This window comes from Hyphomonas sp. J20-32 (assembly GCF_055808555.1).
On sequence record NZ_CM147873.1, the window covers coordinates 1,661,656 to 1,684,229 of the forward strand.

General features: G+C 62.5%; 18 protein-coding genes and 1 tRNA gene. 12 read left to right on the plus strand and 7 right to left on the minus strand.

All coding sequences use genetic code 11. The features are described 5' to 3' along the window. Positions 1-12: 12 nt before the first annotated feature. Complete coding sequence (gltX, locus tag AC0L7I_RS08295) at positions 13-1,356, minus strand: glutamate--tRNA ligase (RefSeq protein ID WP_473399089.1); 1,344 nt, start codon at positions 1,354-1,356, stop codon at positions 13-15. Between the two features lie 134 nt (positions 1,357-1,490). On the opposite strand from gltX, the gene AC0L7I_RS08300 reads away from it, so the two are divergent. The 3 genes from AC0L7I_RS08300 to AC0L7I_RS08310 all read left to right on the plus strand — a co-directional run bounded on the left by AC0L7I_RS08300 (position 1,491) and on the right by AC0L7I_RS08310 (position 4,405). Beyond that, a complete protein-coding gene (locus tag AC0L7I_RS08300; RefSeq protein ID WP_473399090.1) occupies positions 1,491-2,312 on the plus strand; it encodes a hypothetical protein in 822 nt (273 codons plus the stop codon). 128 nt (positions 2,313-2,440) lie between these two features. Next, on the plus strand, positions 2,441-3,442 hold the full coding sequence (locus AC0L7I_RS08305; RefSeq protein WP_473399091.1) for an AraC family transcriptional regulator: 1,002 nt from the start codon (positions 2,441-2,443) through the stop codon (positions 3,440-3,442). Between the two features lie 105 nt (positions 3,443-3,547). Further along, the gene (locus AC0L7I_RS08310) at positions 3,548-4,405 is read left to right on the plus strand and encodes an NmrA family NAD(P)-binding protein (RefSeq protein ID WP_473399092.1); all 858 of its coding nucleotides are present in this window, start codon (positions 3,548-3,550) and stop codon (positions 4,403-4,405) included. A gap of 3 nt (positions 4,406-4,408) precedes the next feature. Here the strand turns inward: AC0L7I_RS08310 and AC0L7I_RS08315 are convergent, their stop codons facing one another. The 3 genes from AC0L7I_RS08315 to AC0L7I_RS08325 all read right to left on the minus strand — a co-directional run bounded on the left by AC0L7I_RS08315 (position 4,409) and on the right by AC0L7I_RS08325 (position 7,100). Then, positions 4,409-6,058 carry an NAD+ synthase gene (locus AC0L7I_RS08315; protein WP_473399093.1) on the minus strand — a complete coding sequence of 550 codons (1,650 nt, stop codon included), beginning with the start codon at positions 6,056-6,058 and terminating at the stop codon, positions 4,409-4,411. 130 nt (positions 6,059-6,188) lie between these two features. Further along, positions 6,189-6,593 carry an OsmC family protein gene (locus AC0L7I_RS08320; RefSeq protein WP_473399094.1) on the minus strand — a complete coding sequence of 135 codons (405 nt, stop codon included), beginning with the start codon at positions 6,591-6,593 and terminating at the stop codon, positions 6,189-6,191. Positions 6,594-6,647: 54 nt separating this feature from the next. Next, entirely contained in the window at positions 6,648-7,100 is a 453-nt protein-coding gene (locus AC0L7I_RS08325; protein ID WP_473399095.1) for a hydrogenase, read from the minus strand. Positions 7,101-7,339: 239 nt separating this feature from the next. Between AC0L7I_RS08325 and dacB the strand changes: the two genes are divergently transcribed. After that, complete coding sequence (dacB, locus tag AC0L7I_RS08330) at positions 7,340-8,833, plus strand: D-alanyl-D-alanine carboxypeptidase/D-alanyl-D-alanine endopeptidase (protein ID WP_473399096.1); 1,494 nt, start codon at positions 7,340-7,342, stop codon at positions 8,831-8,833. A 57-nt stretch (positions 8,834-8,890) separates the two neighbouring features. On the opposite strand, the gene AC0L7I_RS08335 is transcribed toward dacB, so the two are convergent. Then, positions 8,891-9,235: an endonuclease domain-containing protein gene (locus AC0L7I_RS08335; protein ID WP_473399097.1), complete on the minus strand. Its 345-nt coding sequence runs from the start codon at positions 9,233-9,235 to the stop codon at positions 8,891-8,893. Positions 9,236-9,523: 288 nt separating this feature from the next. Here AC0L7I_RS08335 and AC0L7I_RS08340 point away from each other — a divergent pair, with 288 nt between their 5' ends. Both AC0L7I_RS08340 and AC0L7I_RS08345 read left to right on the plus strand, forming a co-directional pair. Next, positions 9,524-9,913: an SseB family protein gene (locus AC0L7I_RS08340; RefSeq protein WP_473399098.1), complete on the plus strand. Its 390-nt coding sequence runs from the start codon at positions 9,524-9,526 to the stop codon at positions 9,911-9,913. 238 nt (positions 9,914-10,151) lie between these two features. Then, complete coding sequence (locus AC0L7I_RS08345; RefSeq protein ID WP_473399099.1) at positions 10,152-10,769, plus strand: hypothetical protein; 618 nt, start codon at positions 10,152-10,154, stop codon at positions 10,767-10,769. A 185-nt stretch (positions 10,770-10,954) separates the two neighbouring features. On the opposite strand, the gene parE is transcribed toward AC0L7I_RS08345, so the two are convergent. Next, complete coding sequence (gene parE / locus AC0L7I_RS08350; protein ID WP_473399100.1) at positions 10,955-12,958, minus strand: DNA topoisomerase IV subunit B; 2,004 nt, start codon at positions 12,956-12,958, stop codon at positions 10,955-10,957. Positions 12,959-13,011: 53 nt separating this feature from the next. Between parE and AC0L7I_RS08355 the strand changes: the two genes are divergently transcribed. The 3 genes from AC0L7I_RS08355 (at position 13,012) to AC0L7I_RS08365 (ending at position 17,057) form a co-directional block, all read left to right on the plus strand. Further along, entirely contained in the window at positions 13,012-14,313 is a 1,302-nt protein-coding gene (locus AC0L7I_RS08355; protein ID WP_473399101.1) for an NADH:flavin oxidoreductase/NADH oxidase family protein, read from the plus strand. Between the two features lie 163 nt (positions 14,314-14,476). Further along, positions 14,477-16,894, plus strand: a complete 2,418-nt coding sequence (lon, locus tag AC0L7I_RS08360) for an endopeptidase La (RefSeq protein ID WP_473395991.1) — start codon at positions 14,477-14,479, stop codon at positions 16,892-16,894. An 87-nt stretch (positions 16,895-16,981) separates the two neighbouring features. Continuing rightward, a tRNA-Val gene (locus tag AC0L7I_RS08365) sits at positions 16,982-17,057 on the plus strand. A gap of 11 nt (positions 17,058-17,068) precedes the next feature. Here AC0L7I_RS08365 and AC0L7I_RS08370 read toward each other — a convergent pair. After that, positions 17,069-18,256, minus strand: a complete 1,188-nt coding sequence (locus AC0L7I_RS08370) for a molybdopterin molybdotransferase MoeA (RefSeq protein WP_473395992.1) — start codon at positions 18,254-18,256, stop codon at positions 17,069-17,071. Positions 18,257-18,395: 139 nt separating this feature from the next. Between AC0L7I_RS08370 and mobA the strand changes: the two genes are divergently transcribed. The 3 genes from mobA (at position 18,396) to AC0L7I_RS08385 (ending at position 22,563) form a co-directional block, all read left to right on the plus strand. Next, positions 18,396-19,001 carry a molybdenum cofactor guanylyltransferase gene (gene mobA, locus AC0L7I_RS08375; RefSeq protein ID WP_473395993.1) on the plus strand — a complete coding sequence of 202 codons (606 nt, stop codon included), beginning with the start codon at positions 18,396-18,398 and terminating at the stop codon, positions 18,999-19,001. 336 nt (positions 19,002-19,337) lie between these two features. Continuing rightward, complete coding sequence (locus tag AC0L7I_RS08380; protein ID WP_473399126.1) at positions 19,338-20,756, plus strand: NarK family nitrate/nitrite MFS transporter; 1,419 nt, start codon at positions 19,338-19,340, stop codon at positions 20,754-20,756. A 4-nt stretch (positions 20,757-20,760) separates the two neighbouring features. Continuing rightward, positions 20,761-22,563: a bifunctional protein-serine/threonine kinase/phosphatase gene (locus AC0L7I_RS08385; RefSeq protein WP_473395994.1), complete on the plus strand. Its 1,803-nt coding sequence runs from the start codon at positions 20,761-20,763 to the stop codon at positions 22,561-22,563. Positions 22,564-22,574 lie beyond the last annotated feature (11 nt).

A 22,574-nucleotide genomic window follows, 5' to 3' on the forward strand; every position in this document is an offset into this window, starting at 1 on the left:
CGGCTTGGTGTTCTAAGCCGCCATCAGGCGCTTGAGCGCCTGGTCATGCCCGATCAGCGGCAGCAGGCTCGCCATGTCCGGACCGTGTTCCTGACCGGTCAGCGCCTTGCGCAGGGTCATGAACAGGCCTTTGCCCTTGCGGCCCGTCGCGGCCTTCACGGCGTTGGTCCATTCGCTCCAGCTATCGACCGTCAGGTCACCGGCAGGCAGGAGGTCTGCCGCCTGCAGCACGAAGTCGCGGTCCTCGGCGTCGACCAGTGGCGCCACGTCGCCGAACACGGTCTCGACCCAGCCCTTCACCTCCGGCAGCAGCGAGCAGTTCGCCCGCACCACCGTCCAGAACGCCTCGTCCGCCGCGCGCGGGTCGACCGCCGCGAGCCGGTCCTTCACGTCCGCGAAGGGCAGGCCGTGCAGGATGTGGGCGTTGAGCGACAGCAGCTCGGCCTCGTCGAAGCGCGCCGGGGCCCGGCCGATCTTGGCGAAATCGAATTCCTTGGCCAGTTCCTCGAGGCTGGTGCGGGCCTCGACATTGTCCGACGTGCCGATTTTGGCCAACAGGCTGGTGATCGCCATCGGCTCGAAGCCCTGCTCGCGCAGTTCGCCCATCGACAGCGAGCCCAGCCGCTTTGACAGGCCCTGGCCATCGGCGCCGATCAGCAGGGGCGTGTGCGCCATCTGCGGGGCCGTGCCGCCCAGCGCCAGGAAGATCTCGATCTGCGCGCCGGAGTTCGTCACATGGTCCTCGCCACGCACGACATGCGTGATCCCGGCGTCGATATCGTCCACGACGCTCGGCATCGTGTAGAGATAGCTGCCATCCTCGCGGATCAGCACGGGGTCCGACAGGCTCGACGTGTCGATGCTTTGGCCCCCGCGCACCAGGTCGTCCCATTCCACCCGATTGCCCGACAGTTTGAACCGCCAGTGCGGCTTCACGCCATCGGCTTCCAGCTTGGCCTTCTCCGCGTCGCTGAGGGCCAGCGAAGCGCGGTCATAGACCGGAGGACGGCCGCGCGAGAGGGCGATCTTGCGTTTGCGCTCCAGCTCGTCGGCGCTCTCGTAACAGGCGTACAGCAGGCCCATCTCCTTCAGGCGCGCGGCGGCCTTGTCATATTCGCCGAACCGGTCCGACTGGCTGAACGTATCGGCCCAGACAAGGCCCAGCCAGGTCAGGTCTTCGCGCAGCCCGTCTTCATAGGCCTTGGTCGAGCGCTCGAGGTCGGTATCGTCGATGCGCAGGATGAATTTCCCGCCCTGCGCATGCGCAAACAGCCAGTTGATCAGGGCCGTGCGGACGTTGCCGACGTGCAGGCGACCAGTGGGCGAAGGGGCAAAGCGGACAATGGGGTGGGTCATTGGCGTGGTTTTCCAGTCATCAGAAGCCGCTTTCGACATCAAATCGGCTAAAAAGCCAAGGCATGGGCGTCACAATCTTGCTATTGTTTGTGCTAAACATCGAGACTCAAGCGAGTCGCCCTAAGGAGTGGGACATGAAATCTGGCTGGATCTTTGCCGCCGCCATCGTGCTGGCCGCCTGCGGGCAATCGTCCGATGCGCCGCAGGAGAGCGATATTGTCGCCACGGACGGCTCCGAGCTCGAGGCAGCAGACGGTGCCCAACCGGCCCGTGCGAGTGATTATGTCATGCCGGATTTCGCCAAATTGTCCGGTTATGGCGAGGGCTGGTACATTTCGCCCGGCTGGCCCGGTGAGTATCCGGCCGGCTTTGTCGTGCTGGATGAAGGCCTGACCCTGCAGGCGCGGGCACGCCCCAACCCGGCCGCGCCACAGGACCAGGCCTGTACGCTGCCCCGCCTCGCCAATTACCAGTTGTGGAACTATCCGCGCGTTTCCGCCGACAAGCTCGAATTCTTCGTCGCCACGAAAACCTTCCCGGTCACGCTCACGCAGGACGCCGCTGTCGAATATGTCAGCGATGCCGGCAGCATGCAGGTGCTCGAGCTGAAACAGGGCGACCAGCTCAACTACCTGCGCTATCTCGGCGAGGGCTTCGCCATCCTGTCCTTCGGCGGCACGGAATATGACATCAATGAAGCCGAACTGATGGACATCACCGACATCCAGGATTCCAAGGGCGAGGAAGACGAATGGGTGCGCGTCACCTGCGCTGAAGGCTCCCAGCCATGGCTCCTCTATGACGAAGTCGTCGCCGTGCCGGGCATCGCGCCTTCGCCGATTACCGGCTATGGCGATGCCTCCGACATCACCGCCGATCAGGTGGACTCGATCCGGTTCGACGCCGAGGTGAACGCGGCAGTTGCCGCCGAGTCCGCCGACCAGCCGCTCGAATAGGCCTTTGCTTCAAATTTGTGCCACACCTCACGTGTGATGAGTTGTGCTGTTACCACAATCAACTGGATGTTCAGGCGCTATCGACCTGACCGCCCTGTACATTGAGGCTGAACGCGTTATTTGCCCACATGGGCGAGATTACGTCGATATTTGCGCGCAAGGTGATCACGCAGGTCGATGCGCCACTGGACCAGCGCACATTGCTGGAATCGGTCGGGATTGATCCGGACTCCGAACCAGACCCGGCATTGATGGTCAGGTCAGCAGCCTATTACGACATGCTGGAACGCATCGTGGGCGCGGAACCGAACGGTCACACCCTGCCTGTGCGCGTCGGTCGTTCCATGCAATGCGATGACTATGGGGCATTCGGCCTTGCCTGGAAGGCTGCCGTTTCGCTCCGTGGATCATTTGACCGCGCCGTCCGTTTCGGGCGCGTCCTGACGAGCGTGACACGATGGGAGATCGAAAAGACGGAAGGCGGCGCCTTTTTCCATCTTCGCCGCAACGGGGACAGGACGCTCGGGCTGCGCATTTCCAATGAAGCGAGCCTTGCCAGCGTTGTCGCCATTTCCCGTCAGGTCTGTTCCTTGCCATTCCAGCCTCGCGCTGTTTTCTTCGTGCATGATGGACCAGCCGATATCTCGGCACACGAAAGCTATTTCGGATGTCCTGTCATCTTCGGTGCAGACAGGGACGCGCTCCGCGTCGACGATTCCATCATGGACGCGCCAAACAGGTTGGGCGACGAAAGCATGTCGCGCTTCTTCCAGACCCATCTGGATGCCCAATTGGAGCGGCTGGCTGATGATGCAGGACTTGAGCGCCGTGTGCGGATTCATGTCTCGCAGCGCCTGAGCGAAGGGGTTCCGACGCTTTCCGAAGTGGCAAGGCAATTGGGTATGAGCGCGCGCACCCTGCAACGGCGCTTGTCGGACAAGGGATTCTCCTATCAGGAACTCGTGGACGCTGCGCGGCGCGAGCTGGCAGAGCAATTGCTGAAGTCGACCGACTACAACCTGGCCGAGATATCGTTCCTGACGGGTTTTGCAGAGCAGAGCGGTTTCACGCGCGCGTTCAAGCGCTGGGCCGGGCAGACACCACGGTCTTACCGCCTGGAGGCCAACTAGGGATTCAACTGGCGTGCCGGGACAAAACTTTGTCGCCGCGTGACAAGAGTTGAATCGAAGGCCCGGCTATTTTTCGTCTTGCAGCAAACGAAAAGGCGCAAGTCGATGAATCTCATACGCAAGAAGAAAAATCAGACCAAGGACCGGATTCTCGTACTTGGCGGAACTGGCAAGACAGGCAGCCGCGTCGCCGCGCGCCTCGACAGAATGGGAAAGCCGGTGCGAGTCGGGTCACGCGGGTCCATTCCGGCCTTTGACTGGGACAATGAAAGCGGCTGGAGCGCGTGCCTCGAAGGGGTGAACGCCGCCTATATTACGTACGCGCCGGATCTTGCGATGCCGGGTGCGGCCGACGCGATCCGGGCCTTCGTCAACCTGGCCCGGCACCATGGCGTCAGGCGCCTGGTCCTGCTGTCCGGGCGGGGCGAGGCAGAAGCCCAGGCCTGTGAGCGGATCGTGCAGGATTCAGGTCTAGACTGGACCATCATCCGGGCCAGCTGGTTCAACCAGAACTTTTCGGAAGGCGCCTTCATTTCCATGGTGCTTGAGGGCGCCATCACTCTGCCGGCCGGGTCCACGCCGGAACCCTTTGTCGATGTCGATGACATCGCCGACATCGCGGTTGCTGCGCTCAGTGAGCCGGGCCATGCCGGTGAACTCTACGAAGTGACCGGTCCCCGCTTGATGACCTTCGCGGATGTCGCGGCAGACATCTCGACTGTGACTGGGCGACCGATCCGCTATGTCGATGTTCCCCATGACGCCTTCGTCGGCGGCCTGGCCGAATCTGGCGCACCCAAGGATGTCGTCTGGATGCTCGACTATCTCTTTTCGACCGTTCTGGACGGGCGCAATGCGACCCTGACGGACGGCGTCCAGCGGGCGCTCGGTCGCCCGCCAAAGGACTTTGCCGACTATGCCCGGGACGTGGCCGCGTCGGGTCGCTGGAATGTCGTCGAATAGGGCTCAGTCGTCGCGGAAGCGGTTGGTGATCGGGTAACGCCGGTCGCGGCCGAAATTCTTGCCGCCCACTTTCACGCCCGGCGGGGCCTGCCGCCGCTTGTATTCGGCAATGTAGAGCAGGTGTTCGATCCGCCGCACGGTCGCCGCGTCATGCCCGCGGGCCAGGATGTCGTCGACATCTTCCTCCAGGTCCACGAGGCCCCGCAATATATCGTCCAGCACGGGATAGGGCGGCAGGCTGTCCTCGTCCTTCTGGTCTTCGCGCAGCTCGGCCGAGGGCGGTTTGGTGATGATCCGCACCGGGATCACCTCGCCGCCGGGCCCCCGCGCCCCGCGCGGGATGGCCGTGTTGCGCCATTTCGCCAGTTCGAACACTTCGGTCTTGTAGAAATCCTTCAGCGCATTGTAGCCGCCGCACATGTCGCCATACAGTGTCGCATAGCCGACCGCCATTTCGCTCTTGTTGCCCGTCGTCACCACCATGTGGCCGAACTTGTTCGACAGCGCCATCAGCGTCACCGCGCGCAGGCGCGACTGGATGTTCTCTTCCGTCGTGTTCGGCTGCGTGTCCTTGAATTGCTCGCTCAGCATCTCGTCCAGCGCGTTCACGCCGGGGCGGATATTGATGATGTCATACCGGCAGCCCAGCAGCTCGGCGCAGGCCTTGGCATCCTCCAGGCTGTCCGAACTCGTGTATTTCGACGGCATCATCACGCACCAGACGCGCTCGGCCCCCAGCGCATCCACCGCCATCGCCGCCGTCAGCGCCGAGTCGATCCCGCCGCTCATGCCCAGCACGACGCCCGGGAACCGGTTTTTGTTGACATAATCGCCCAGCGCCAGCACCGCCGCGCGGTATTCCGCCTCCCAGCCTGTCGTCAGCTCTTCCTTCGGCCCGCTCTGGAAGCTGCCCGTCGCGCCATCGAACGCGACCATCGCCGTGCCGGTCTCGAAATCGCCCAGCAGCTGGTGCTCGGTGCCGTCATCGTCCACGGCATAGCTCGACCCGTCGAAGACCAGCTCGTCCTGCCCGCCGACCTGGTTGACGAACAGGTAGGGCAGGCCGGTCTTGCGCCAGGCCGAAAAGGTCGAGTGGCGTTCGGCGTGCACCGTCCGGCGCCAGGGCGAGCCGTTCGGCACGACCAGCACCTGCGCGCCTGCGCCTTTCAGCGCCAGCGGCACCCGGTCGAACCAGATATCCTCACAGATCGCGACGCCCACTTTCACCCCCTTCAGCGTGAACACGAAGGGCGCGCCGGTGCCGGCATCGAAAATGCGCTTCTCGTCGAACACGCCGTAATTGGGCAGCTCGCGCTTGTCACAGCGCCCGGCCACATGGCCGCCCTGCAACAGCACGCTGGAATTGTGCACCTTGTCGCCGTCCCGCCACGGCGCGCCGATCAATATGGCCGGCCCGTCCGCCGTCGCCTCGGCCAGCAATTCCACGGCCGCCATCGACTGTTTCACTGCCGCCGGCTTCAGCACCAGGTCTTCGGCCGGATAGCCGAGAATGAACAGCTCGCTCAGCACCAGCAGGTCGGCGTCCCGCTCCCGGGCCTCGGCATGGGCCTCGCGCGCCAGCGCCAGGTTGCCATTAATGTCACCAACCACAGGGTTCAGCTGTGCCGCGAGAATATCCAGGACTTTGCTCATTCTGAGCATTTAGGCGGGGTGGAAAGGATAAGCAATCGATCGAGGATCGATTGCCCTTTCCACGCCGCCTAAAGCCGGGAAATGTGCACAAGCAATCGACCGGGGATCGATTGGCCCGCAGCAGGCCCGGCTAAGATTTCCGCACCAGCGTGCCGCTCAGGTCCAGCGCGTCTGCCACCGTATTGGAAATCGTCCCGAACTTGCGGACATTCTTGTGCAACAGGTCCAGCCGGTGGTCCGTCTCGTCGCTGTCGACAATGATCTCATAGGCAATGGCCACCATTTTCGGCGGCGAATCCTGGCGCACGCCGTGCAGGCTGATATCGATCCCGCGCAGCTGGAAATCCAGCATCGGCGTCACGCGCTCAATCCCTTTCAGCATGCAGGCTGCCACAGACGCCAGCAACAGTTCCGCCGGGTTGAACGCGTCGGCGCGCCCCTTCAGGTCCGTATCGATCACCAGCACGGCCTCTTTCGCCCGTGCCTCGCTGCCATGCGAATCAACGCGCCGCGCCGTGACATGGTATTCCAGCATCCCGCCTATCCTTCCGTCATGTGTCAGAAACCCGGTGTGTGTCAGGCAGGTGCGTCAGCGCGCCCGCCGCAAAAGCCCCGCCAGCAGCAACCCGGCCCCGGCCAGCATCGCAAGCGTCAGCGCCAGCAGGCCCGCGCTCACGACCATTTCCTGCCAGTCGGCGCCTTCATGCCCGGCGCCCACGATGGGCGTCATCTTCCCGGTGCCCCAGAGCGCGGCCAGCTGCGTCATCAGCCAGTTGACGCTGGTCCCGAACGCCAGGGCCCAGAACGCCGCCGCCTTGGTGCGCGGCCCCAGGTTCACCCGGTCCCAGACGGCCCCCGCGGCCAGCAGGAACGTGCCATTGGTCAGGCCCTGCATGTGCGCCGACAGGCCCATGCGCGGATTGGCCATCAGGCCCGTCACCAGCCCCGACAGCAGGCCGAGCAGGAATAATAGCGCGCCCAGCTGCAGCAGCCTGTCCTTCTGGCGGGCGGCCCGCCCTCCGGTGTCATCCATGCCGGTCATTCGAATTCCCCCTCATGTTCGGTCGGGCCCTCTTCAGCGGGGCCTTTCGCGATTGTCCGACCCGTCTGCGATCGGAACGGTCAGTCCAGATTGAAGGAGGCCTTCCGTGCGCGTCAAGGCTGCGGACGAAACTTCCGCCGGGCGGCCCTCCCGCCCGCGCCCTCGGTTTTCCGTCGATCTCCCCGGTTCGCTGCGCTAGGCTCCGCACGACGCGCCGGTCGGGCCGGAGAAGGGATTCCATGCAAACGACATATCGGGCCATCCTGCTCATCGCATGCCTCCTCGTCTCCGCCTGCGTCTCGCCCCTGCAGCGCGACCTCGATACGATCCTGCATCCGCCGGAGACCCAGGGCGTGCGCTGGGGCCTGCTCGTCACCGACATGCAGGGCCGCGAGATCGTCGCCCGCAATCCCGACCAGCGCTTCCTGCCCGCCTCCAATACCAAGCTCTTCACCACCGCCGCCGTCTTCCGCTGGCAGGCCGAACTGGACGCCATGTCGCCCCGCCTCGGCACCTTCATCGCGCTGGAAGATGTCGGCGAGACCGGCGCCCCCGTGCTTGTCCTCCACGGGCGGGGCGACCCGGCCCTCAGCGACACGCCCGATTGCGAAACACGCTGCCTCGCCACCTTGGCAGACGCCGTGGCCGGCATCGGCCTCACCGCCATCGCCCATGTGGTCGGCGACGATACCTGGTTCCCGGACCAGCGCTGGGGCCCCGGCTGGAGTTGGGACGACCTGCAGACCGCCTTCGGCACGGCCACATCGGCTCTCACCGTCAACAACAACACCGCCACCCTCATCATCACGCCCGCCGCCACGGAGGGCGCCCCGGCGGATGTCGCATGGGCGCCGGGCGACGCCGCCTACACGATCCTCAACGACACCATCACGGCCCCGCGCCCGCCGCCGGATACCGAAAGCGCGGGCGAGGCCGAGGCGGAGGACGATCTCCGCGTTTCTCATCTGCCCGGCACGGCCACGGTCAGCGTCTCCGGCCATGTGCCGCCGGGCAGCGCCCCGCGCCGCGTGCCTCTCGGCCTTGATGACCCGGCCCTCGCCGCTGCCGCGCGCCTTGGCGCCCTGCTGGCCGCGCGCGGTGTCACGGTCGAGGGCCCGCCTGTCTCCCGCCATCGCCCGCCCGGCGCCGCGCCGCAGGCGGCCCTGACCGCGCTGGATGACGGAGACCCGCCGCTCGCCGCGCTGGTGCCGCCCGCCTTTGTCGATGCGCTGGTCGCCGTCGCCAAGGACAGCCGGAACCTCCAGGCCGAACTCCTGCTGCGCCATCTCGGCCATATCAGCGAAGACGGCAGCGCCGAGGCCGGCCTCGCCCGCGTCACCGCCCTGCTGGCAGAGGCAGGCGCCCACCCCAATGGCTACGACCTGTTCGACGGGTCCGGCATGTCGGTCTATAACCGCGCCAGCCCCCGCACGATTGTCAGCCTGCTGACCTATGCCGCCGCGCAGGACTGGGGCGAAGACTGGAAAGGCACGTTCCCCGTCGGCGGCACCGACGGCTCCCTCAGGCGCCGCTTCCGCGGCACGATCCTGGAAGGCAACATCTTCGCCAAGACCGGCACCCTCAAAGGCACCAACGCCCTGTCGGGCTACATGGTGGCCGCCAGCGGCCAGATGCTGGCCTTCTCAGTCATCGCAAACGAGCGACCCCTGGCGGTCTCATCCGCCACGCCGATGATGGACGCGGCCTTGGTGAGGATTGCGGAGGGGAATTGAGTTCTTCTCCCCTCTCCCTTGGGAGAGGGGCCGGGGGTGAGGGGCCACAATCGCGCCTCACAAGCCCAAGGCCTCAGACACGACCGCAAACACATAATCCTCGCTAAGCGCCGCCTGCGCCCCGATCCGCACCACCCGCCATCCCAGCGTCTCAATCTCGGCCTGCCGCGCGGCATCGGCTGCGCGCGCCGCTTCGCCCTCATGCACCGACCCGTCAATCTCGATAACGAGCCGTGCCTTCAAGATCGCAAAATCGGCGACATAACCCGCAATCGGGTGCTGCCGCCGCACCGGATAACCAAACGCCCGCAACCCGCGCAGCGCCTGCCACGCCGCCTGCTCGGGCGTATTGGCCTCCTGCCTCAACCGGCGGGCGCGATACGTATCAGGATTTCGCGGCATTCCGCATTTTCTCAGGCAATAGCGAATTTGACCACCGCGAAAATTCCCCTCTCCCTTGGGAGAGGGGTTAGGGGTGAGGGGCCACGGCCCCTCCGCAAACACCGCACCCGCTGCAACGCCTCTGCCCCTCATCCCCAACCCTTCTCCCAAGGGAGAAGGGGGCGCTACAGTGATCACCGCAAATAAATACATACCGCCGGGCACAAAGAGCCGACGATAGTTGGAAATTGCAAAATGTTCGGCTAAACCGCCTTGGGTGGCAAGACGAAATGGTGGGGATTGAACCAAGTGGCTACTCTCATCGAAGCGGCAATCCTCTCATACACGTCCAACCGTAGTGATGCTACGTTGCGAGCCCTAGATTCGGCACTTGTTCAGGATGAAGTTCTCGTGCCTGTGTCAGCGGAGGTGACCGCGATTGGAACCGGAAATTATGATGTTCCTGTGATTTGTATAAAGACGAGTGTCGGCAATGGCGCCATTCCGGCATTCACCACGATTGAACAGCTATTAAAATGGAAACCAGAAGGCTGTAAATACGTGACCATGACAGGAAAATTGTTGTTGGAAATGGCAATCGAAATGCCTGTTATCGCCGAGATTGTAGTTAATGTGGAAGGCTCGCCCAGAGGTGTCATACCAAGATCAGAGTTTGGGCGATTGATCGCGCAACATTAGCCGGACGGAACAAGCGTAGGGTGCATTAAGCGCAGCGCAATGCACCATTTGAAGGCGGCCCCAATGGCGGTTCATTGCAGCCCGCGGCCTTGATGCCCCTTACGCTCGCTTCTCCCCTCTCCCTTGGGAGAGGGGTTAGGGGTGAGGGGCCACGGCTCCTCCGCAAACACCGCACCCGCTGCAACGCCTCTACCCCGCCTTATCCAACCCATATGCCACCTGCGCTATACTGCGCCGCATGACCCATCCGCCCGACTTGATCCATCACGGCCTTGAACAGGCGCGGCTTGCGCTGTGGGCGGTGATCAACATGACCAATGCCCACCTGCGCCCGCTGACGCTCAAGCGCAGCCTCTGGCAAAAAGCGATGGGGCGGCTGAAACAGCTCGAAATCATCGTCCGGCGCTTGCTGACCCTGATGGCCTTGGCCCTCTCCCTGCCGGCGGTCCGCCCGCGGACCGGCCTCACCCCTGCCACCCCCGCGCCGCTCCCCGAGGGCACCGAGATCGCCACCTTCCCGGCCCCGCGCCGCTTTGCCCTGTCGGGAAGGGTACAGCCGGCTGTGGACCCCGACGCGTCCGGGCTGTTTCCGGGCAGTGTCCGGGCAAGCGGCCCGGTGTCCGCCGCGCCCTTCCTCGCGCGCGTCAGCGCCCTCTACAAGGTGCTCGAAGCGCCAGACGTCCACGCCAAACGCCTCGCGCGCAGCCTCGCCCGCCAACGCAAACGCGGCGACCCCAAACCGGTCGCAATGCCCATGGCATCGGCCCATCGGCTCCGGCCTGAACTCGGTGCGATTGCCACGGCCTTGCCGGGCCTGCTTAATGCGGCCCTCGAAAAGTGGGAAAATTCAAGCTGAGTCCGACAGGCTTGTCAGACAGGTATGCCGGGCACCGGGAGGTGTTTCCGGGTACACCCGCATCTCTCCCCCCGATGATACCTGCGAAAGCAGGTATCCATGGACGAAGGGCGCCGCAGGGGCCGGGGGAAAGGCCAGTTCATGGACCCCTGCCTGCGCAGGGGCCTGCAGAATTTCAAGGCGGATCAGATATCCAGCTCGTCGATGAAGGCGGCGTTTTCCTGGATGAACTTGAAGCGCGTTTCGGCCTTCTTGCCCATCAGGATGTTGATCAGGTCCGAGGGCTTCACTTCGGTCAGCGCGTCGAGCGAATCCGGCAGCGTGATGCGGGCCAGCGTACGGGACGCCGGATTCATCGTGGTCTCTTTCAGCTGCGACGGGTTCATCTCGCCGAGGCCCTTGAAGCGCACCATGTCGACCTTCTGGTTCGGCTTGAAATGCTTGGCCATGATTTCCGAGCGGTGTTCCTCGTCCATGGCATAGGCGATCGTGCCCTTGTTCGACAGGCGGAACAGTGGCGGCATCGCCATGAACAGGCGCCCGCTCTCGATCAGGCCCGGCGTCATGCGGAAGAAGAAGGTGATCAGCAGCGCCGCGATATGCGCGCCGTCAACGTCGGCATCGGTCATGATGATGATGCGGTCATAGCGCAGCTCGTCGAGGTCGAACTTGCGGCCGAGCTGGGTGCCGAGCGCGAGGGCAAGGTCGTTGAGTTCCTGGTTGCCGGCCAGCTTGTCGGCCGAGGCGCTTTCCACGTTCAGGATCTTGCCGCGCAGGGGCAGGATGGCCTGCGTTTTCCGGTCGCGCGCCTGCTTGGCGCTGCCGCCGGCCGAGTCGCCCTCGACGAGGAACAGCTCGGTGCCTTCCGGGCCCTTGGCCGAACAATCGGCCAGCTTGCCGGGCAGGCGCAGGCGCTTGGTGACGGACTTGCGGCTGATCTCTTTCTGCTTGCGGCGGTTGGCGCGCTCTTCGGCCCGGTCGATCGCCCAGGTCAGCAGCTTGTCGGATTCCTTCGGGCTGCCGGCCAGCCAGTGGTCGAACCGGTCGCGCACGGCATTTTCCACCAGGCGGAAGGCCGCCGTGGTCGACAGCTTGTCCTTGGTCTGTCCGACGAATTCGGGGCCGCGGATGAACACTGACAGCAGCAGGCCGGAATGGCCCATAATGTCTTCCGCCGTGATGTCGCCGCCCTTTTTCTGGCCGGTCAGCTCGGCAAAATTGCGCAGGCCCTTGGTGATGGCCGACCGGAAGCCGGCCTCATGCGTGCCGCCTTCCGGCGTCGGGATCGTGTTGCAATACGAGCGGGCAAAGCCGTCCGCCTCGCCAAAGCCGGCGCGGGTCCAGGCAATCGCCCATTCGACCTTGCCTTCCTTGCCGAGGTCGACGAGGCCCGTGAACGCGGTTTCGGTGATCGTCGCCTTGTCGTGGAACACTTCGTCCAGCTGGTCGGCCAGGCCGTTGGGATAGGACAGGACCGCTTCGGCGGGGATTTTCAAATCTTCCGGCAGCAGGGCCGGATCGCAATTCCAGCGCACTTCGACGCCGCGATAGAGATAGGCTTTCGAGCGGGCCATCTGGAACAGGCGGGCCGGGCGGAAGCGCAGCTTCTCGCCGAATATCTGCGTGTCCGGGCGGAATTTCACGCTCGTGCCGCGCCGGTTGGGCGCTGCGCCGACCTTTTCCAGCTTTCCCTGTGGCAATCCGCGGGAAAAGCTCTGGCGGTAAAGCACCTTGTCGCGGGCCACTTCGACCTCGACCAGGTCCGACAGCGCGTTGACCACCGAAATGCCGACGCCGTGCAGGCCGCCGGCTGTTTCATACGCCTTGTCGGAAAACTTGCCGCCCGCGTGGAGCGTGGTCATGATCACTTCAAGCGCTGATTTCTTGGGGAATTTCGGGTGCGGATCGACCGGGATGCCCCGGCCATTGTCCGACACGGTCAGGAAGCCGTCGGCCTCCAGCTTGATCTCGATCCGGTTGGCATGGCCGGCGACGGCCTCATCCATCGAATTGTCCAGCACTTCGGCGAACAGGTGATGGTAGGCGCGCTCGTCGGTGCCGCCGATATACATGCCCGGCCGTTTGCGAACGGGCTCAAGTCCTTCAAGAACTTCAATATCCTTGGCCGAATAGCCTGAAGAATCTGGTATCATGTTGTCGAACAGCTTTACTTGCTTGGCAGCGCCCATTTGTGGTCTCCCTTAGTGGGCAAGCGACTCAGTGTCGATATTGGGAGAACATAATGCCCGTCACGATTAACACCCCGTTAACCCTGCAGAGCGGTCTGGCCTTCCCGAACCGTTTGGTGAAGGCGGCCATGACAGAGGGACTCGCCGATGCGCGCAACCGGGTAACTGAAGCCCATATGACGCTATATCGCCGCTGGGCCGACGGCGGGGCAGGCGGACTGATCACCGGAAACGTCCAGATTGATCGTCATCATCTCGAACGCGTCGGCAATGTCGTGATCGATGCGCAGACCGGCGAAGACGAAATGGACGGCTTTTCGCGCTGGGCCGAGGCGGCGAAGTCTAAAGGTGCGGCGCTGGTCATGCAGGTCAGCCATGCCGGACGCCAGACGCCGAAACTGGTCAATCTGCGTCCGGCCGCCCCGAGCCCCGTCGCGCTCGGCCTGCCGGGCGGGCAGTTCGGAACGCCGCGCGCCATGACGCCGGACGAAATCCGCGCTGTCGTGGAAGGTTTCGGCCGCGCCGCGAACGTAGCCAAACGCACGGGTTTTGACGGCATCCAGGTCCATGCTGCCCACGGCTACCTGCTCAGTTCCTTCCTCTCGCCGCTGGCTAACCGGCGCGAGGACGACTGGGGCGGCCCGCTGGAAAACCGGGCGCGCCTGCTGGTCGATTGCGTCCGCGAAGCGAAAGTGCAGGGTGGCCCGGGATTTTCGGTCTCGGTAAAGCTCAATTCCGCCGATTTCCAGAAAGGCGGCTTCAGCCATGAGGACTGCCTCCTCGTCATCGACATCCTGAACGGGCTGGACGTTGATTTCGTGGAGATTTCCGGCGGAAATTACGAACAGCCCAAGATGATGGACATGGAAGGCCTGGAACCGTCATTCGAGGACTTCAGGCCTGCATCGACTCGCGAACGGGAGGCTTACTTCCTCTCCTATGCCAAATCCGTCCAGGACCGGGCCAGCATGCCCCTCATGGTGACAGGCGGCTTCCGGACGCTCAGCGGCATGAATGCGGCGCTCGCATCGGGCGAAGCGGATCTCATCGGAATCGGACGCCCGCTCTGCGTCGATACGGCGACGCCGGCAAAGCTGCTTTCCGGCGAAATCAAGGCAGCCGACCGCTGGGAGGCGCAATTGCGCATCGGCCCGGGCCTGTTCGGGCCGCATTCCCCGATCAAGCTGGTCAAGGCGCTTAACGGTTTCGGCGCACAGGGATGGTATTATGAGCAGCTTCGCTTGCTGGCGGCCGGAAAGGCGCCGAACCCCAAACTCGGCGTTCTCAAGGCTTTCATGGCCCATCAGAAGCGGGAAACCGGGAGTGCCAAGATGTGGCGGGCCGCGATGCCTTGATTTCAGGCGTATTTCCAATTCCCCAGAATCTTGCGCATTCTTCGGGTTGAAGCACCGGTCCTGACGATCCACATCTTAGTCAATCGCCCGACTCTCGTCATGATTGACGGGCAGGGTTAAAGGGTCGCCGCCAAGCGGGGCCAAATTCCAAGGAGGCATTCATATGCCAGTATCGAAGAACCTTCCGGTGTTGCCGCTACGGGACATCGTTGTTTTTCCAGACATGGTCGCCCCGCTCTTCGTGGGCCGCGATAAGTCTGTTCGTGCGCTCGAGATGATTGACGAGGGCGACAATGAAATCATGCTGGTGGCCCAGCGCGACGCTGCGATCGACGATCCCGGCGCCGATGACGTGCACGAAATCGGCACGGTCGCCACCATTCTCCAGCTCCTGAAACTGCCCGATGGCACGGTGAAAGTCCTCGTCGAGGGCCAGAATCGCGCGCGCCTGCAAAAGTTGCACGACCGCGGCGACTATTTCGAAGCCGAAGTCGAAACCATCCCCGAAGCCGATACCGACAGCGGCGACGTTCAGGCGCTGATGCGCGCCGTGCAGGAGCAGTTCGAAAACTATGTGAAACTGAACCGCAAGATCCCGCCGGAATCCGTGACCACGATTGGCCAGCTGACCGAGCCGGGCAAGCTGGCGGATGCGGTGGCCTCGCAATTGTCGGTGAAGATTTCCGACAAGCAGGAATTGCTCGAGCTTTCAGACATCAAGGACCGCCTCGAAAAGGTATTCGCCCTGATGGAAGGCGAAATGGGCATGCTGCAAATGGAGCGGAAAATCAAAAACCGCGTCAAGCGGCAGATGGAGAAGACCCAGCGCGAGTATTACCTCAACGAGCAGATGAAGGCGATCCAGCGCGAGCTGGGCGAACAGGGCGGCGACGGCGGCGAACGCGACGAAGTGGCCGAACTGGAACAGAAAATCGCCGATACGGCCTTTTCCGAGGAAGCCCGCGCGAAGGCCGAAGCCGAGGTCAAGAAACTCCGCCAGATGTCGCCGATGTCTGCGGAATCAACGGTCGTTCGCAACTATCTCGACTGGCTCCTGTCCCTGCCATGGGGCAAGCGCAAGGATATCCAGACCGATCTCGTGAAAGCCGAGAAGCAGCTTGATGACGACCATTACGGTCTCGAGAAGGTCAAGGAGCGGATCCTGGAATACCTTGCCGTGCAGAAACGCACCGGCAAGCTGAAAGGCCCGATCCTCTGCCTCGTCGGCCCTCCGGGCGTCGGCAAGACATCGCTCGGCAAGTCCATCGCCGAAGCCACGGGACGCGACTTTGTGCGCGTGTCATTGGGCGGCGTGCGTGACGAATCCGAGATTCGCGGTCACCGGCGCACCTATATCGGTTCGATGCCGGGCCGGATCGTGCAGTCGCTGAAAAAGGCCAAAACCGGCAACCCGCTCTTCCTGCTCGACGAGATCGACAAGATGGGCATGGACCATCGCGGCGATCCGGCTTCGGCCCTGCTCGAAGTGCTCGACCCGGAACAGAACGCGACTTTCAACGACCACTATCTTGAAGTCGACTATGACCTGTCGGATGTGATGTTCGTCACCACGGCGAACTCGCTCAACATGCCCCAGCCCTTGCTGGACCGCATGGAGATCATCCGGATTGCCGGATATACGGAAGACGAGAAGGTCGAAATTACCAAGCGTCACCTGATCCCTCAGGTGCGTGAGGACCATGGCCTCAAAGCCGACGAATGGATCGTCACCGACGAGGCCATCCGCGACATTGCGCGCTATTACACGCGTGAGGCCGGTGTCCGGTCGCTGAAGCGCGAGATCGCGCGGCTCGCCCGCAAGGTCGTGCGCAAGCTGGCTTCCGACGAGGCGTTGACCAGCATCACGATCACGGCGGAGTCCCTGCCGGACTATGCCGGTGTGCGGAAATTCCGTTACGGGCTTGCCGATGAGACCGACCAGATCGGTGCCGTTACAGGCCTTGCCTGGACAGAATCCGGTGGTGACCTTCTCACCATCGAGGCGGTCAAGATGCCGGGTCGCGGCAACATGAAGGTCACGGGCAACCTGCGTGATGTGATGAAGGAATCGATCCAGGCGGCCAGTTCGCTTGTCCGGTCCCGGTCTGTCATTCTCGGCATCAAGCCGACAGTGTTCAGCACCAATGACATCCACGTCCATGTGCCCGATGGCGCTACGCCCAAGGACGGGCCGAGTGCCGGCGCCGCGATGACCACGGCCATCGTCTCGCTGCTGACCGGCATTCCGGTCAACCGCGAAGTCGCGATGACGGGTGAAATCTCGCTGCGCGGACGGGTCCTGCCAATTGGCGGACTGAAGGAAAAACTCCTTGCGGCCTTGCGCGGCGGCATCAAGACGGTGCTCATCCCGGAAGAGAACGAGAAGGATCTCGAGGACATTCCGGACAATGTGAAAACCGGACTCCGGATCGTCCCGGTGTCGGATATCAATGAAGTGCTCGAGCTTGCGCTCAGCGCCCCATTGAGCCCGATTGTCTGGTCCGAGGCCGACGAAGCCGCCCTCCAGGCGAGCCTTTCAGGCCAGCCCGCATCCGCCTCGGACACCGTGCGTACGCACTAGTCCCTGACACAGAAACTGCAGATGGCCGCCCAATTGATGGGCGGCCATCTTGCTTTTTGAATCCAGTCCCGGCATCTAGCCGCTGAAGGGCGGTTAGCTCAGTTGGTAGAGCATCTCGTTTACACCGAGAGGGTCAGCGGTTCGAGCCCGTTACCGCCCACCATTGTCAGGCGTTCACAGCGGGACGATCTGGATTTTGTCTCCTTCATTGACCATCGGGGCGTGCGCCGAGCGGCGCACGAGGCAATTGGCCTGCAGGAAGGCCGTGACCAGCGAACTGTCCTGATTGGGCAGGATTTCGACACTTCGCCCGATACCATTAACGAGTGTGCAAACGCCCCGCAGGAATGTTTCGCGTGGGCCGTTCGCATCAAGTGGGTGCTTGATGCGGGCGTCGAGGAGGTCGAGCTGCGGTCTTCCTGCAAGCAAGGGCTTCAGGAACAAGTGGGCGCACACGAATGCGGATGCCGGGTTTCCGGGCAGGCCGAGGACGCAGCGGTCTCCCAGTGTCCCGAACCAGGTCGGTTTGCCCGGCTTGACCGCGATCTTCCTGAATACTGGTTTTAGGCCCAATCCTTCGAAGGCGCCGAACATGTGGTCATGATCGCCGACGGAAGCGCCGCCGACCGGAAGCAGGATATCCGCCGCCTGGGCCTGGCCGATGTGCGACTGGATGCTGTTGATGCTGTCGGACGCAATTCCGAGGTCAATGGCTTCGCCACCCCAGCGCCGGATGAGAGCCGCCAGGCCTGCTGCATTCGAGCTGACCACACTTCCCATGACCGGGTCGCTTCCCGGCGGGCGCAACTCGTCGCCATTGGCAAGGACCGCCACGCGCAAGCGCTTGTGGACAGGCAAAACCGCATGGTCGGCTGCGGCAGCGACGGCGATTTCTGCAGGACCGAGCATGGTGCCGGAAGGAAGGAGAATATCGCCGGTCCTGAAGTCGATCCCGGCAAGCCGGACATGGCGGGCCTTCGGTTGTGCTTCGGTTGTCGTGAGGTAATCGCCGTCGCGGATGGCATGTTCCTGGATCAGGACATGATCTGCGCCATCCGGCATGGCACTGCCGGTGAACAAGCGCACGGCCTCGCCAGTCGCTACCGAACCATGGAAAAGCGTACCCGCAGGCGCCTCGCCGATGACACGGAGCCGTGCGCCAGCCTTTTTGACATCAGCCAGGCGAACGGCATACCCGTCCATGGCGGAAGAATTGCGCGGTGGCAGTGCAACCCGCGCTGCTACGTCGCTCGCCAGTGTGCGACCGAGCGCAGCGTCGAGTGCCACCCACTCGACGGGTCTCGGCGGGCGGTGCTCGCCAAGCAGCGCGATCGCTTGGTCAACGGATACAGGGCAAGTCATGACAGTGATTTCTTGTTTTCCCCGAGTGAACAACGCGAATGTATCACGGGCGCCAGTAAAGGGAGGCCGGCAAGGTGGAATTGCATCAAGCGTTCTTTTGCGGTTGTTGTGAGATGCGCGGCGAAGCGGGCAACTGAGAGTGGCTGTTGAAATGGTGATTCACAACAGGCTGGATGTACCTTGCGTGATCCTCGCGGGTGGAGCCTCGCACAGGTTCGGGGCGCCAAAGGGGCTTGCGCTTCTTCAGGGCGTTCCGCTGGTCGAGCATGTCGCGACAACCCTGAGAGCGCAGGTGGGCGGGCCCGTAGTCCTGAATGCCCAGGCTGGCGGCGCTTATGCCGAATGCGGTTTCGACTGCATTGAAGACGTGATGACCGGACAACTGGGCCCCCTCGCGGGCATTCACTCGGCCATGCGCTGGGCGGAAAGCCTCGGGTACCCGTCGGTCCTGACCTCGCCTGTAGACACGCCGTTCCTGCCTGCAGACCTGGTTTCTCAGCTGGCAGGCGCTGGGGCACCGTCGGTGGCCCAAAGTCTCGGGCGCATCCATGGCGTGTGCGGCTTTTGGCCAGTGAGCGAAGCAGCGGGTCTGGAGGCCTTCCTGCAATCGGGCCAGCGAAAAGTTGAAACCTGGGTCCATTCTATTGGGGCAACGCCTGTGGATTTTTCCGTAAGTGATGGACGAGATCCCTTTTTCAACATCAACACACCGCGCGATGCCGAGCGCGCGCAAGGGGCAACCTGACACATGCACTGCCTGACCGCTTTGCGATCAAGAATTGGGCATCGCTGCGGACTTATCGAGCATTCTTGATGTCTCGCTGCCGGGTTTGTGCTGCGGCGCAATAAATATGTTGATTTCACAAGACCGGATAGCGACACAGGGAATGTGACGATGCTGTCTCGGGTTTTTTAACGTCCGCCGAAGGACTTTCGTTTTCCAGACCGCGTGCTCCTGGCGAGTGTCCGGTTCCTGGATTGAAAGTCATCTCCACTGCCAGGCGCTGTGGATATTTTCGGGAGACGTTTGGTGAGCACTTCAACGAGCACAAGCTTCAATCTGTTTTCATTTTCCGGCAAGATGAAAACCCTGCACCTGACCTGGATCGCCTTTTTCATCACCTTTGTTGTGTGGTTCAACATGGCGCCGATGCTGCAGGCCATTGGCGACACATTCGGCCTGACCAAGCCCCAGATAAAGTCACTTCTTGTCCTGAACGTCTCGATGGCAATCCCGGCGCGGATAATCGTAGGTATGCTGACAGACAGGTTCGGGCCGCGAAGGGTATATTCAGGTCTCCTGTTCCTGGCGGCGATTCCCTGCTTTGCCTTTGCATTCGCCTCTTCCTACGCCCAGTTGGCGATTGCACGTTTTGCGCTTGGATTTGTCGGCGCGGGTTTCGTGGTTGGCATTCGGATGGTCTCGGAATGGTTCCCGCACAATGAGCTCGGAACGGCCGAAGGCATCTATGGCGGGTGGGGGAATTTCGGGTCTGCCGCTGCAGCCTTCACGTTGCCCACAATCGCACTGGCGTTCGGTGGGGAGGAAGGCTGGCGCTGGGCGATCGCCATCACGGGCCTGATCTGCTTCGTCTACAGCTTCATCTACTATGCCAATGCCCGCGACGTGCCTGAAGGGTCCCACTATTTCAAGCCCAAGTCGACGGGGTCGATGATGGTGACGAGCAAGTCCGATCTGGCGCTCATGATCGCCATGAAAGTCCCGCTCTATGTTGCGCTCGGCCTGCTGGCCTGGAACCTGACGAAGGTCGGGCTTCTGACCTCCGAGGTAAAGATGGCGGTCTGGGTCGGGCTGGCCGCGGTTTTCCTGCTTGATTCCGGCAATGCCTTCCGCGCGAACTGGCCTGAACTGAAGCGCGGTATTCCCCCGGTTCACCAGTACAAGTTCAAACAAGTCGCAGTCCTGAACGTTCTCTACTTCGCGACTTTCGGGTCCGAGCTGGCCGTGGTCTCCATGCTGCCGCTGTTCTTTGCAACGACATTCGGGCTCAGCCCTGTTGCGGCTGGCATGGTCGCCTCGGCCTATGCCTTCATGAACCTGATGTCGCGGCCTGGGGGCGGCTGGATTTCAGATCGGTTTGGACGGAAATCGACACTCATTGTGCTGACCATGGGGCTGGCGCTCGGCTATTTCGCCATGTCGCTGGTCGGCGAGACCTGGCCGATCTGGCTCGCAGTTGTCGTTGCGATGGCCTGCTCGTTCTTCGTCCAGGCTGGCGAGGGAGCCGTGTTTGCTGTCGTGCCACTCATCAAGAGGTCTCAGACTGGTGCGATTGCCGGCATGACAGGAGCGTACGGCAATGTCGGGGCTGTCATCTACCTCATCGTGTACGCGCTGGTGCCCCCGTCGACCTTCTTTCTCGTGATCGCTGCGACCGCCGTTCTCGGTCTTGTCACCTTGTTGGCGCTTGAGAATCCAAACGGTGAAATCGCCGAGATTGCAGAAGACGGCACGGTCCAGATGATACCAGTGGGATGACCGAATGAGTGCGGTCCCGTCTCTTCGACCAGGCAAGACCAGCTCGGCACTGAGCGGGTCAGAGCAGGCGCGTCCGGTCGTCCTGAAAGTGCGGTCTGGCGGGTTCAGTTGCGCCGGACGCAAAGCACGCAATGATGATGCGCTTGCCGCCGAAATGCCAGTGCAGGCGAGCGTGGCGGCCATGAAGGGAGCGGTCGCGTGTATTGCCGACGGCGTCAGCGAAAGCGACCGCTCTCATCTCGCGAGCCAGCTGTCTGTCACGCAGTTCATCGAGGATTATTTTGCAACACCCGATAGCTGGAGCGTGGAAGAATCAGCTGCGCGGGTGCTGCGTTCGATCAATGACTGGCTGTGCGGACAGAGCCGTCTGGCGAAAGCCGGCGCCATGGTCACGACGTTCAGCGCGGCCATCGTCAAGTCCAGGACGCTCCACATCCTCCATGTCGGTGACAGTCGCATCTATCGGCTTCGGGGTCAGAATCTCGAGCTGCTTACCCGGGATCATTCTGTCAGCCTGTCGGGTGGCAAGCAGATGCTGAGTGCTGCGCTTGGAATGGATCCACGGCTCAATGTCGACTATCGCCAGATGGACGCCAGCGAGGGTGACATCATCTTTCTCGCGACCGATGGTGTGACAGATGTTCTGTCACCGGAAGATATGGTGGAACGGCTGCGTGTTCTTCCCGTTCAGCCAACGGACCTGGACGTGCTGTCAGAAAGTATCTGCAAATTGGCCATCGCGCGGGACACCGGGGACAATGTGACATGCGGTATCCTCGTGATCGACGCGCTCCCTGAGGAGTCCGTCGAGGAGGCGCATCTCCGCCTGCGCGAGCGGGCAATACCACCGGTCATGGCCGTCGGTCACAGGATAGACGGATTCAAGGTATCGCGAATAATCCACAGCGGAACACGCAGCCATATCTACGAGGTTGTCGGAGAAAGCACGCAGGAGAAATATGTCCTCAAGGCGCCGTCCATGAATTTTGCGGATGACAATGTCTATCTCGAAGGATTTGCGCGGGAGCAATGGGTTGGCCGGCGCCTTGATCATCCGGGCCTGATGAAAGTCTACCCTCGACCCGAAGGCAGTCCGTTCCTCTACCTTCTTTGCGAACCAATTTCCGGACAGACGTTGCGCGAGTGGATGGTCGATCATCCTTCACCATCCCTGTCCGAAGTCCGCACTATCGTGGAAAGCCTTGTCATGGCGCTGAGGGCGATTCACCGGATGGGCATGGTGCATCGGGATATCAAGCCGGAAAACATCATGATTACGCATCAGGGCGACGTGAAAATCATCGACTACGGCACGGTTCAGGTTGCAGGCCTCACTGAGGTGACGTCTCCCATCAAGGAAAACCATGCTGTCGGGTCGGTCGCCTATTCGGCCCCGGAATATGTACTCGGGCGCAAGGCGACGGCCCAATCCGACCTGTTCTCCCTGGGGGTCGTCACATACGAAATGCTGACTGGACGGCGGCCTTTCGACTTGTCGGATGGCGCGCGTCACAAATGGACGCTGGCGACATGGGGCCACAAGACGGCCCACAGCGTGCGACCCGATATTCCGCTTTGGGTCAGTGCGGCCCTTGAGAAGGCTTGCGCGCCCAATCCGGAGTTTCGCTATCTCGCACAATCTGAGTTCCTTTCGGATATCAAGTCGCCAGGCGACTTCGCACGCAGCAAGGCGACCGAAACATCTCTCCTTGCCCGCAACCCCCTCGCTTTCTGGAAGGGGCTGAGCCTCATCCTTTTCATCATCACCGTCATACTCGCTACCCAGCTGGTTCGGGCGGCCAACTAGTTCGAAAGGAA

Coding starts and splice junctions, on each gene's coding strand:
- gltX (WP_473399089.1), bottom strand. CDS start 1,356: ATGACCCACCCCATTGTCCGCTTTGCCCCTTCGCCCACTGGTCGCCTG.
- AC0L7I_RS08300 (WP_473399090.1), top strand. CDS start 1,491: ATGAAATCTGGCTGGATCTTTGCCGCCGCCATCGTGCTGGCCGCCTGC.
- AC0L7I_RS08305 (WP_473399091.1), top strand. CDS start 2,441: ATGGGCGAGATTACGTCGATATTTGCGCGCAAGGTGATCACGCAGGTC.
- AC0L7I_RS08310 (WP_473399092.1), top strand. CDS start 3,548: ATGAATCTCATACGCAAGAAGAAAAATCAGACCAAGGACCGGATTCTC.
- AC0L7I_RS08315 (WP_473399093.1), bottom strand. CDS start 6,058: ATGAGCAAAGTCCTGGATATTCTCGCGGCACAGCTGAACCCTGTGGTT.
- AC0L7I_RS08320 (WP_473399094.1), bottom strand. CDS start 6,593: ATGCTGGAATACCATGTCACGGCGCGGCGCGTTGATTCGCATGGCAGC.
- AC0L7I_RS08325 (WP_473399095.1), bottom strand. CDS start 7,100: ATGACCGGCATGGATGACACCGGAGGGCGGGCCGCCCGCCAGAAGGAC.
- dacB (WP_473399096.1), top strand. CDS start 7,340: ATGCAAACGACATATCGGGCCATCCTGCTCATCGCATGCCTCCTCGTC.
- AC0L7I_RS08335 (WP_473399097.1), bottom strand. CDS start 9,235: ATGCCGCGAAATCCTGATACGTATCGCGCCCGCCGGTTGAGGCAGGAG.
- AC0L7I_RS08345 (WP_473399099.1), top strand. CDS start 10,152: ATGACCCATCCGCCCGACTTGATCCATCACGGCCTTGAACAGGCGCGG.
- parE (WP_473399100.1), bottom strand. CDS start 12,958: ATGGGCGCTGCCAAGCAAGTAAAGCTGTTCGACAACATGATACCAGAT.
- AC0L7I_RS08355 (WP_473399101.1), top strand. CDS start 13,012: ATGCCCGTCACGATTAACACCCCGTTAACCCTGCAGAGCGGTCTGGCC.
- lon (WP_473395991.1), top strand. CDS start 14,477: ATGCCAGTATCGAAGAACCTTCCGGTGTTGCCGCTACGGGACATCGTT.
- AC0L7I_RS08370 (WP_473395992.1), bottom strand. CDS start 18,256: ATGACTTGCCCTGTATCCGTTGACCAAGCGATCGCGCTGCTTGGCGAG.
- AC0L7I_RS08380 (WP_473399126.1), top strand. CDS start 19,338: ATGAAAACCCTGCACCTGACCTGGATCGCCTTTTTCATCACCTTTGTT.
- AC0L7I_RS08385 (WP_473395994.1), top strand. CDS start 20,761: ATGAGTGCGGTCCCGTCTCTTCGACCAGGCAAGACCAGCTCGGCACTG.